This window comes from Neoroseomonas terrae (assembly GCF_018129025.1).
In the GTDB taxonomy this organism is placed as follows: domain Bacteria; phylum Pseudomonadota; class Alphaproteobacteria; order Acetobacterales; family Acetobacteraceae; genus Neoroseomonas; species Neoroseomonas terrae.
On record NZ_JAAEDI010000044.1, the window covers coordinates 25,606 to 36,508 of the forward strand.

Below are 10,903 nucleotides of genomic sequence, written 5' to 3' on the forward strand. Positions count from 1 at the left end.
CCCCGGGTCTATGCGCCCGGCCCATGAGCGACCTCCTCCCCATCCGCCGCGCCCTGATCTCCGTCTCGGACAAGACCGGGCTTCTCGATTTCGGCCGCTTCCTCGCCGCCAAGGGGGTCGAGATCCTGTCGACCGGCGGCACGGCCAAGGCCCTGCGGGACGCCGGCGTGCCGGTGAAGGACGTGTCGGACCACACCGGCTTCCCCGAGATCCTCGACGGCCGGGTGAAGACGCTGGTGCCGCAGGTGCATGGCGGCATCCTCGGCCGCCGCGACCTGCCCGAGCACCTGGCGCAGATGGACAAGCACGGCATCGCGCCGATCGACCTGGTCGCAGTGAACCTCTACCCCTTCGAGGCGACGGTCGCGAAGGGTGCCGGTTTCGACGACTGCATCGAGAACATCGATATCGGCGGCCCGGCGATGATCCGCAGCGCGGCCAAGAACCACGCCGGCGTTGCGGTCCTGACCGAACCCGCCCATTTCGCCGAGATCCAGGCCGAGATCGAGGCGCAGGGCGGCACCACGCTCGCGACGCGTCGGCGGCTCGCCGCCGCGGCCTATGCCCGCACCGCCGCCTATGATGCCGCGATCTCCGGCTGGTTCACCAGGCAGGAGAAGCAGGACTTCCCGCCGCGCCTCGCCTTTGCGGGCGTGCTGCGCCAGTCGTTGCGCTATGGCGAGAACCCGCACCAGCAGGCGGCCTTCTATGTCGACGGCAGCGCGCGGCCGGGCGTCGCGACCGCCACGCAGGTCCAGGGCAAGGAACTGTCCTACAACAACATCAACGACACCGACGCGGCGTATGAATGCGTCGCGGAATTCGACCGCCCGGCGATCGTCATCGTCAAGCACGCCAACCCCTGCGGCGTCGCCGTCGCGGATGACCTGATCACGGCCTGGGATCGCGCCTTCCTCTGCGACCCGGTCTCCCCCTTCGGCGGCATCGTCGCCGCGAACCGCGTGCTGGACGCCGCCGCGGCCGAGAAGATCGCCGCCATCTTCACCGAGGTTGTCATCGCGCCGGATGCCGACGAGGCCGCGCGCGCCATCTTCGCGAAGAAGAAGAACCTGCGCCTGCTGCTGACCGGCGGCCTGCCGGACGCTACCTCGCCGGGCACGACCTTCAAGTCAGTCTCGGGCGGCTTCCTCGCGCAATCGCGCGATGCCGGTCAGGTCAGTGCCGGGACGCTGAAGGTGGTGACGCAGCGTGCGCCGACTGACCAGGAGATGGCCGACCTGCTCTTCGCCTTCCGCGTCTGCAAGCATGTGAAGTCGAACGCCATCGTCTACGCGAAGGGCGGGGCCACCACCGGTATCGGCGCCGGACAGATGAACCGCGCGGAGAGCAGCCGCATCGCCGCATGGAAGTCCGATGCCGCGGCGAAGGCAGCCGGGCTGGACCGGCCGCTGGCCGAAGGATCGGTGGTGGCGTCCGACGCCTTCTTCCCCTTCGCGGACGGGCTGGAAATCGCCGCCTCGGCCGGCGCAACTGCCGTGATCCAGCCGGGCGGGTCGATCCGCGACGCCGAGGTGATCGCCGCGGCCGACAAGGCCGGACTTGCGATGGTGTTCACCGGCATGCGCCACTTCCGGCACTGATTGCGTGAGAGAGGGGGGGCGACCCTCTCTCCAATCTTCCCTTGCCGCCACCCCCTCCCGGCGCCATTCAAGGCGGCATGTCGCTCGACCCTGACCTCCTGGCCGACCGCCGCCGCCTGCGCCGGCGTCTGACGCTCTGGCGCGGCCTGGCGCTGCTCGCGATCTTCGGTGCCATCGCCTTCGTCGTGGCTTCCCGGGCACCGGAGGGACTACCGGGCGTGCAGCATGTCCTGCGCCTGCCGGTCTCCGGCGTGATCACCGAGGATCGCCGTGTTCTGGAGGTGCTGGACCGCGCCGCGACGGATGACAACGTGCGCGCCGTCATCGTGTCCATCGACAGCCCCGGCGGCACGATGGCGGGCGGCGAATCGCTGCATGCGGCGCTGGCCCGCATCGCCGCGCGCAAGCCGGTGGTGGCCGTGATGGGCGCGACGGCAGCCTCGGCCGGCTACATGATCGCCCTGCCGGCGCAGCGCGTCTTCGCGCGGGAGGCCACGGTGACGGGCTCGATCGGCGTGCTCCTGCAAACCGTCGAGCTGTCGCAACTGCTGGAGCGCTGGGGCATCCGCCCCCAGGTCATCGCTTCCGGCCCGTTGAAGGACCAGCCGAGCCTGTTCCGCCCGCTGACCGAGGAGGGCCGCGCCGCGCTTGAGCGCGTGATCAACGACCTGCAGGCGCAGTTCGTCGCCATGGTCGCGGCGGGCCGGCACATGGATGTGGAGCGCGTCCGCCCGCTGGCGGACGGCCGCGTCATGACCGGCCGGCAGGCGCTGGAGGCCGGGTTGATCGATGCCATCGGCGGTGAACGCGAAGCCCGCACCTGGCTCGCGGCGGAACGGGAGGTGCCCGCGTCGCTCCCCCTGCGTGACATCGAGACCCGCAGCCGGGCGGAGCGGCTGCTGTCCTCGGTGACCGAATCTGTCACGAAAAGCCTTTTGTCGGAATGGCTTGGCGTTGACGCCCCCCGTGCCGTTTGGCAGCCTCCGCGCTGAACCGAATGGGGGCGTGCGCCGATCCCGGCGCGGCATGGAAGGCCAGGGATGACGAAATCCGAGCTGATTGCGCATCTCTCCGGCGCGAATCCGCATCTGCGGTTGCCGGACGTGGAACTGATCGTCGCGACTATCTTCACCGAGATCACCGTCGCCCTGTCGCGCGGGGACCGGGTGGAGCTGCGCGGCTTCGGCGCCTTCTCGACGAAAACGCGGGACCCGCGCACCGGGCGCAACCCGCGCACCGGTGAGTCGGTGGCCGTGACGGCGAAGTCCGTGCCGTATTTCAAGCCTGGCAAGGAGTTGCGGGAACGGATCAACAAGCCCGCAGCAACCCGCGCGGCGGTACGGGCGACCAGCGCGGCCTGACGGAAGGCGGGAGGGGCGCCGCCCCGTATGCGCGCAGGTTAGATCAGAGAGGGGCTCTGCCCCTCTCCGAACCTCACCCCGCCAGGCCATGGATGGCCTGGACCGCCATCACTTGGCACCGGGCGCGAAGCCCTTCCTCCTGATCGCAAGACCCTGCCATGCGCAGAGCTGTCTGATGACGATGGTCCGACCCTGCGCGCGCAGTGCCGGGCGGAGGTTTGCAAAGGCCTTTCGGCCTTTGCCGGGGTAGGGTTCGGGAAGGGGCAGAGCCCCTTCCTGATCCAACCGCTCCCTCCAATGGGGCAGCGTCGCTCTCGGAGGATCCAACCCCCGGGCCGCCGCTGCCCTTACCGTGTCGGCGTCGGAGGCGTGGTCGAGTAGTCGTAGAATCCGCGCCCAGACTTCCGCCCGAGCCATCCGGCCTCGACATACTTCGCGAGCAACGGCGACGGCCGGTACTTCGGGTCGCCGATGCCTTCGTGCAGCACCTTCATCACGCTCAGCAGCGTGTCGAGCCCGACGAAATCCGCGAGCTCCAGCGGACCCATCGGATGGTTAGCCCCGAGCTTCATGCCCTCGTCGATCGCGCGGACGTCGCCAACGCCTTCCATCAGCGCCTGGATCGCCTCGTTCAGCATCGGGCACAGCACGCGGTTCACGACAAAGCCGGGCCAGTCCTGCGCGAGCACGGGCGTCTTGCCGAGCTTCCTCGCCAGCGCCTCGACGGCCGCATAGGTCGCGTCGTCGGTCGCGAGGCCGCGGATGATCTCGACCAGCTTCATCATCGGCACGGGGTTGAAGAAGTGCATGCCGATGAAGCGGCCTGGCCGGTCGGTCGCGGCGGCAAGGCGCGTGATGGGGATGGAGGAGGTGTTGGAAGCGAGGATCGCATCCGCCTTCAGCTTCGGCAGCAGCGCGTCGTAGATCTTGCGCTTCAGCCCTTCATTCTCGGTCGCGGCCTCGATGACGATGTCGCAGTCGCCAAACGCGTCATTGGTCGTCGTGGTGGTGATGCGGCCGAGCGCAGCATCCTTGTCCGCGGCGGTGATGGCGGACTTCTTCACCTGCCGGTCCATGTTGCCGGCCATGGTGGCGAGCGCCTTGTCGAGGGCAGCCTGCTGCAGGTCCATCAGCACCACCGGAAGGCCGGCAAGGGCAGAGACATGGGCAATGCCGTTACCCATCAGACCGGCGCCGATCACGCCGACCTTTGCGATTTCAGCCATGGGACCTCCTCGAAGGAACATGAAAAACGGGGGGAGAAGGCACCTTCTCCCCCCGTTCCGATCGTCTCTTTGGCATCTGGAGACCGGCCAGGATAGCCGGTCTTCAAGAAATCACTTGGACAGTTCGGCTTCGAGTTCCGGCACGACCTTGAACAGGTCGCCGACCAAGCCGTAGTCGGCCACCTGGAAGATCGGCGCCTCCTCGTCCTTGTTGATCGCGACGATGACCTTACTGTCCTTCATGCCGGCCAGGTGCTGGATGGCGCCCGAGATGCCGACGGCGATGTATAGCTCCGGCGCCACGATCTTGCCGGTCTGGCCGACCTGCATGTCGTTCGGCGCATAGCCCGCATCGACCGCGGCGCGGGAGGCGCCAACAGCGGCGCCGAGCTTGTCGGCGACGGCTTCCAGGATCTTGAAGTTCTCGGCGTTCTGCATCGCGCGGCCGCCGGAGATGACGATGCGAGCGGCGGTCAGTTCCGGGCGCTCGGACTTCACGATCTCTGCGCCGACGAAGCTCGACAGGCCCGGATCGGCGGCGGCGGGCGCGGCCTCGACCGGCGCGGAACCGCCCTCGGCGGCAACCGGGTCAAAGGAGGCGGCGCGGACGGTGATCACCTTCTTCGCATCGGCCGACTTCACCGTGGCCATCGCGTTGCCGGCATAGATCGGCCGGACGAAGGTGTCGGCATCCACGACGCCGGCGATGTCCGAGATGATCTGCACGTCGAGCAGGGCGGCGACGCGCGGCATCACGTTCTTGCCAGCCGCCGAGGCGGGGGCGAGCAGATGCGAATAGCCCGGCGCGAGCGCGACCAGCAGTGCGGCAAGCGGCTCGGCCAGCACCGGCCCTTCCGGCCCGGTCAGAACCTTCGCCACGCCCGGCAGCTTCGCGGCGGCGGCGGCACCGGCGGCAGCACCGTCGCCGGCGACGAGCACATGCACGTCGCCCAGCTTCTGCGCGGCAGCGACGGCGGAGCGCGTCGGCTGGGTGACGGCGCCATCCTTGTGGTCGGCGAGAACGAGGACGGCCATGGTCAGATCACCTTCGCTTCGGTGCGCAGCTTCTCGACCAGTTCCTGCACGGAACCGACCTTCTTGCCGGCCTGGCGCTTCGCCGGTTCCTCGACCTTGATCACGGTCAGGCGCGGCGCCGCATCCACGCCGAGATCGGCAGGCTTCACCGTCTCGATCGGCTTCTTTCGCGCCTTCATGATGTTCGGCAGCGAAGCGTAGCGCGGCTCGTTCAGCCGCAGGTCCGTCGTCACGATCGCCGGCAGCTTGAGCTGCACGGTCTCGAGCCCGCCATCGACCTCGCGCGTCACCTTCAGGTTGTCGCCGTCCTTCTCGACCTTGGACGCGAACGTGCCCTGGCCCCAGCCGAGGAGAGCGGCCAGCATCTGGCCCGTCGCGTTCATGTCGTCGTCGATCGCCTGCTTGCCGAGGATGACCAGCGTGGGGCCCTCCTTCTCGACGATCGCCTTCAGGATCTTGGCGACGGCGAGCGGCTCCAGCACGCCGTCATGCTCGACGAGGATGCCACGGTCCGCGCCCATGGCGAGCGCGGTGCGGATCTGCTCCTGCGCGGCCGAGGGGCCGGCGGAGATCGCGATGATCTCGGTCGCAACGCCCTTCTCCTTGAGGCGCACGGCTTCTTCCACCGCGATCTCGTCGAAGGGGTTCATGGACATCTTGACGTTCGCCGTCTCGACGCCCGTGCCGTCCGCCTTCACGCGAACCTTCACGTTGTAGTCGACCACCCGCTTGACGGGGACGAGGACTTTCATCTTCGACCGTGTGCCTTCTTGGAAAGAGCGCGGAAACCGACCGCGCGGTTGGGCCGGAAAATACGGGGGGGACCCCCTCAGGGCAAGGTCGCGCGCGGCTACCGCTTCAACAGCAGCATCAGGATGGCGAACAGCACGACCGCCAGGAACTGCAGCCCGATGCGCCATCGCATCAGCATGTTGGAGCGACGCGAATTGCCCTCGCCGCCGGCCATGCCCAACACGCCGGCGAACAACACCCCGAGCGTTGCCAGCATGGCAAGCCCGACCAGGATCGAGAGGAAGGTGATCATGGTCCTCTACCTGAATCCGTTCGGCCCCTTCCTAGACCCGTTTCACGGTTTCGCAACAGCCCTCCTTAACAACGGCCGCGCTTAACAACCTTGCTACCGGGTGGCGACCCCTCGGCCCCGGGCCAGCCAGGCGCCTATCAGGGCCGTCGCGGCACAGAGCGCGAAGCCGAGGCCATAGCCGCCCGATGCCTGGACCAGCGCCGAGAAGGCAGGCGGGCCGATGAGCATGCATGTCCCGAAGACGAAGCCCGCCGCCGCGGTGGTCGCCCCCACCCGGCCCACCGGCGCAAGCCGCGCGGTCTCGGCCAGGAACACGCCGTTCCAGCCTATCGCGGTCGCGCCCATCGCCATGCCCGCCAGTGCCACCAGCGCCCCGGGCCAGTCGGGCCCGGCCAGCAGCAGGGCGATCCCCGAGCCCGCCGTCGCCAATCCGAGCCCGGCCAGTACGGGCGGCGCCCCCACCCGGTCGGCCAGCAGCCCCCACCCGACGCGCCCCGCTACCCCGGCCGCCTGGGCGAGGGCGAGGCGGAAGCCGGCCTCGGTCAGCGGCACCCCCAGCGCCTCGACCTGGAACACGACGAAGAAGGAGGAGAAGCAGAACTGCGAAATGCCATAGAGCGCCGACATGAGGGTCAGCCGGCGCAGCACCGGTACCTCCCGCAGGATGGCGAGGCTGCCCAGTGCCGCCCCCCAGGCGGCGCGCAGGTTCCCCAGCCTGGCGCTGCGGTCGCGCTCGGCATCCAGGGGACGGCGCAGGGGCTGCAGTGCCAGGCCGGCAGCGACGAGAAAGCCGGCCACGGCAAGAATGCCCGCCCGCCAGCCGAAGGCCTCGGCGATCACCGGCGTCGCGGCGGCGATCAGCATCGCCCCGGCCGGCACGCCGCATTGCTTGAGGCTGAAGATCAGCGAGCGGCGGTTGGCCGGCGCCTTCTGAGCCAGCAGGTGGCTGCCCGCCGGCGTCACCGGCCCGTGGCCGAGCCCGCAGGCGAAAGCCGACAGCGCGAGCGCCACCGGATGCGCCAGCATCGACAGCGCCAGCGCGAATCCGCAGAAGGCCAGCCCCGCCTGCAACACCCGGATGCCGCCGTAGCGATGGATGAACGCGCCGGCCAGCGGCCCCGACACCAACGCCCCGCAATAGACCAGCGCCGTATGGACCCCGGCCAGTGCCGCAGGAATGCCAGCTTCGGCAGCTATCGCCGGGGCCAGCACCGGCACGGCGAGGAACACGCCCATGCCGGCGAGATGCACGCCGAGCAGGGCAAGCATCACGGTCCAGACGGAAGGGGAGTGTGTCATGCTGCAACGCGATGCTGGACCGGCGATGACCGCCCGACAACCGGGGGTGGCACGCCGGAATGGCGGAATGCGGCGGGTCGTGACGTCTTTGCGGGCATCGGGCCGCTGCGGCGCCGCATGCCTGTGCCTTCTCACGCAGGTGGCATGGGGGGGCGACTTGACCGCTGCCGCCGGGATGGGGTCCCTGCCGGCATGAACGGCGCCCGGCAACTCCTCCTCACATTCCTGTGCCTGCTTGCCCTGCTGCCAGCCACCCGCGTGGCCGCGCAGGTCGAGGAACCCCAGCCCTTGCCCGCGGTGGAAGCCCCATCGCCGCCACCTGCCGCGCAGAGGCCGGTGCGACAGCCGACCCCACCGCGCAACGCCGCAACCAGGCCCGCCGCACCGGCGACCGCGACGGCGGCCGCGCCGGACGCGCTATCCGCCGGGGAGGCGCAACGCCTTCTCCATCTTCTCCAGGACGATGCGCAGCGGGGCGAGTTGCTCCGGACCCTGCGCGCCCTGAGCGCCGCGACCGGCGGAGCGGCGCCGGCACCTACCGGCGCGGCCGCCCCGCCGGCCACCGGCACCCCGCCGACAACACCGGAAGGCCAGGCGGCGGCGACTCCACCGCCGGCCGAGGAGGCGATCCTCGCGCCCAATACGCTGGGCGCGCAGCTTCTCCAGGGCGCCTCGCAGCGGCTCTCGGCGCTGTCCGAGCAGATGGTCGGGACTGTCCGCGCCGTCGCCGACTTGCCCTCGGTCGTCGCTTGGTTCTCCTCCATGGCGCGGGACCCGGTGACGCAGTACCGGGTCCGGGACGCCGCCTGGAAGCTGATCCTCGTGCTCGGCCTCGGCCTGTTGTGCGAATGGGCCATGTCTCGGGCGCTGACACGCGCGCGCGACCGGCTAGATTCCCTCGCGCCGGAGGAGGGCGTCGCCTATTCCTGGCTCCGCAAGGTGCCGCTGGTCGTGGCGCGGCTCGGGCTCGACCTGCTGCCCATCGCAGCCTTCGCCGTCGTCTCCTACGGGCTGATCGGCGCCGTGCAGCCGGTGGTGACGACCGAACTCGTCATGCTGACGATCAACAATGCCTACATGGCGTCCCGCGCCGTGATGGTGGCGTCGCGCATGCTGCTCTCCCCGGCTTCACCCATGCTGCGGCTGCTGCCGGTGGCGGATGAGACGGCGGCCTACATCACCATCTGGCTGCGCCGGATCACCGTGGTGATCGTGGTCGGCTACGCGGTGGCGGAAGCGGGCCTGCAATTCGGCCTGCCCTGGAGCGCCTACGATTCCATCCTGCGGGTCTGCATGCTGCTGGTGACGATGTTCCTCGTCATCGTCATCCTGCAGAACCGGGCGGCCGTTTCCGAGGTCCTGCGCGCCCCTCCGCTGCCGGAAGGGACCGAACCGGAACCAACGCGGCGCATGCTGCGCGCAGTTCGTGACCGCGCCGCGGAGATCTGGCACTTCATCGCCATCGCCTGGCTGATCGCCGCCTGGGGCGTCTGGGCGCTTGAGGTACAGGGCGGCTTCTGGCGGCTGATCCGCGTTTCGCTGATGACGCTGGTGGTGCTGGGCGGTGCCCGGCTGGTCGATATGGCGGTCAGGCGGCTGATCCAGCGCGCTTTCCGCATCACGCCCGACCTCGCCCTCCGCTATCCGGGGCTGGAACCGCGGGCAAACCGGTACCTGCCGGTGCTGAAGGGTGCCTTTTCCTTCTTCATCGGCGGCATCGCGCTGCTGCTGCTGCTCGAGGTCTGGGGCCTCGAGTCCTTCTCCTGGTTCGGGCAGGGCAAGCTCGGCAGCAGGCTGGTCGGCTCCATCGCCTCCATGGGCCTGACAATCCTGGTGGCAATGGCGGCGTGGGAGGCGGCGAACGCCGCCATCGAACGCCACCTGTCGCGGCTGTCGCGTGACGCCAAGGCGGCACGCAGTGCGCGGGTCCGTACCTTGCTGCCGATGCTGCGCACGGCGCTGATGATCACGATCCTGGTCGTCGTCGCCTTCATCTTCCTGACCGAGATCGGGGTGAACGTCGCCCCGCTCATCGCCGGTGCCGGTGTCGTCGGCATCGCCATCGGCTTCGGGTCGCAAACCCTGGTCCGGGATGTCATCACCGGCATCTTCCTGCTGTTCGAGGACGCGATGGCGGTGGGGGACGTGGTGCAGGTTGGCGGCCTGGGCGGCGTGGTGGAACAATTGTCGATCCGCTCCATCAAGCTGCGCGCACTGGATGGCAGCCTGCACATCATCCCGTTCAGCGCCGTGACGACCGTGACCAACCAGACCCGGGACTTCGCCTTCGCGGTGATCGACGTGTCCGTCGCCTACGGCCAGGACACCGACCGGGTGCTGGACGTGCTCAAGGACATCGCCAAGGATCTGCGCGAGGATGTGAAGTGGCGCCCGGTGATCCGCGACGACCTGGACATCCAGGGCGTCGAGCGCTTCGCGGATTCGGGCGTCGTCATCCGCGTGCGGCTGAAGACCGACCCGTCCCAGCGCTGGGGCGTGGCGCGCGAGATGAACCGGCGGATCAACAAGAAGTTCGACGAGCTGGGGATCGAGATTCCGTATCCGCACCAGAAGCTGGTGCTGGAGAAGGGCGACGGACGGCACCCGGCGGAGCCGGCGCCGGCGCCGGCAGCGGCCTCGGAGTGACGGAGCGCCGGGCCGATCCAGGCTGGTGTCACGAGCTGAGAGGATCGCCGCCCGGTTCGCGCAACCGTAGGCGCCGCTGATAACCGGAGAGGGGCTTTGCCCCTCTCCGAACCTCTCCCCAGCAAAGGCCGAAGGGCCTTTGCAAACCATTACCCGGCGCCGAGCACAATCGGCGCGCCAGAACGTCGAAGCGGGAACGTGCTCCGCGGCATGCGTGGGTGCGGCACCATGTCCAAGTCCCGCGCTGAACCAGCGTCTTCGGCACCGTTCGTTGGTTTCCCAGAAGCCTTGAAAGCCTGGATCCGCGAGGGACGGCGACGCCGCCGGCCTTGCCGGCATGTGCTCCAAGCGTCTCGAGCGGATGGGAGCAGAAGCTGCTTATCTGCGGTCAGGATGGAAGCCGGCGCATCCGGGTAGGCTTGGCCGGCAAGGCTGTGATTGGCGCGAAGCCGTTGGCGTCGCCCCTTTCCTCATCGGCCAATCGTCGGACCTCCAATGCAGAAAGGGGCGCCTTTCGGCGCCCCTTCCTGGTATCCGACGCTGATGCGTGCGATCAGCGGAGGATGATTTCCACGCGGCGGTTCTGCGGCTCGCGGGTGTTGTCCGGGGTCGGGACCAGCAGGTTGGTCTCGCCGAAGCCGCGGGCGGTGATCTGGTTGCGGGGGATGCCCAGGCGAACCAGCTCGGCAG

At 69.2% G+C, this 10,903-nt stretch carries 10 protein-coding genes; 4 read left to right on the forward strand and 6 right to left on the reverse strand.

Annotated features, from left to right (window positions below):
• The first annotated feature begins 23 nt into the window (after window positions 1–23).
• The 3 genes from purH to ihfB all read left to right on the forward strand — a co-directional run bounded on the left by purH (window position 24) and on the right by ihfB (window position 2,962).
• A complete protein-coding gene (gene purH, locus GXW78_RS26725; protein WP_211871975.1) occupies window positions 24–1,601 on the forward strand; it encodes a bifunctional phosphoribosylaminoimidazolecarboxamide formyltransferase/IMP cyclohydrolase in 1,578 nt (525 codons plus the stop codon).
• A gap of 77 nt (window positions 1,602–1,678) precedes the next feature.
• Window positions 1,679–2,593: a signal peptide peptidase SppA gene (sppA, locus tag GXW78_RS26730; RefSeq protein ID WP_211871976.1), complete on the forward strand. Its 915-nt coding sequence runs from the start codon at window positions 1,679–1,681 to the stop codon at window positions 2,591–2,593.
• A gap of 48 nt (window positions 2,594–2,641) precedes the next feature.
• Window positions 2,642–2,962, forward strand: a complete 321-nt coding sequence (gene ihfB / locus GXW78_RS26735) for an integration host factor subunit beta (RefSeq protein ID WP_211871977.1) — start codon at window positions 2,642–2,644, stop codon at window positions 2,960–2,962.
• A 347-nt stretch (window positions 2,963–3,309) separates the two neighbouring features.
• On the opposite strand, the gene GXW78_RS26740 is transcribed toward ihfB, so the two are convergent.
• The 5 genes from GXW78_RS26740 to GXW78_RS26760 all read right to left on the reverse strand — a co-directional run bounded on the left by GXW78_RS26740 (window position 3,310) and on the right by GXW78_RS26760 (window position 7,567).
• On the reverse strand, window positions 3,310–4,188 hold the full coding sequence (locus GXW78_RS26740) for a 3-hydroxybutyryl-CoA dehydrogenase (RefSeq protein WP_211871978.1): 879 nt from the start codon (window positions 4,186–4,188) through the stop codon (window positions 3,310–3,312).
• Between the two features lie 111 nt (window positions 4,189–4,299).
• Entirely contained in the window at window positions 4,300–5,223 is a 924-nt protein-coding gene (locus GXW78_RS26745; RefSeq protein ID WP_211871979.1) for an electron transfer flavoprotein subunit alpha/FixB family protein, read from the reverse strand.
• 2 nt (window positions 5,224–5,225) lie between these two features.
• The gene (locus GXW78_RS26750; RefSeq protein ID WP_211871980.1) at window positions 5,226–5,975 is read right to left on the reverse strand and encodes an electron transfer flavoprotein subunit beta/FixA family protein; all 750 of its coding nucleotides are present in this window, start codon (window positions 5,973–5,975) and stop codon (window positions 5,226–5,228) included.
• A 98-nt stretch (window positions 5,976–6,073) separates the two neighbouring features.
• A complete protein-coding gene (locus GXW78_RS26755) occupies window positions 6,074–6,268 on the reverse strand; it encodes a twin transmembrane helix small protein (protein WP_211871981.1) in 195 nt (64 codons plus the stop codon).
• A 93-nt stretch (window positions 6,269–6,361) separates the two neighbouring features.
• Window positions 6,362–7,567: an MFS transporter gene (locus tag GXW78_RS26760; protein ID WP_211871982.1), complete on the reverse strand. Its 1,206-nt coding sequence runs from the start codon at window positions 7,565–7,567 to the stop codon at window positions 6,362–6,364.
• A gap of 192 nt (window positions 7,568–7,759) precedes the next feature.
• Here GXW78_RS26760 and GXW78_RS26765 point away from each other — a divergent pair, with 192 nt between their 5' ends.
• On the forward strand, window positions 7,760–10,213 hold the full coding sequence (locus tag GXW78_RS26765; RefSeq protein WP_211871983.1) for a mechanosensitive ion channel domain-containing protein: 2,454 nt from the start codon (window positions 7,760–7,762) through the stop codon (window positions 10,211–10,213).
• Window positions 10,214–10,766: 553 nt separating this feature from the next.
• Here GXW78_RS26765 and GXW78_RS28680 read toward each other — a convergent pair.
• Window positions 10,767–10,903, reverse strand: a 137-nt coding sequence (locus tag GXW78_RS28680) for an OmpA family protein (protein ID WP_408904188.1), incomplete at its 5' end; no start/stop codon positions are given.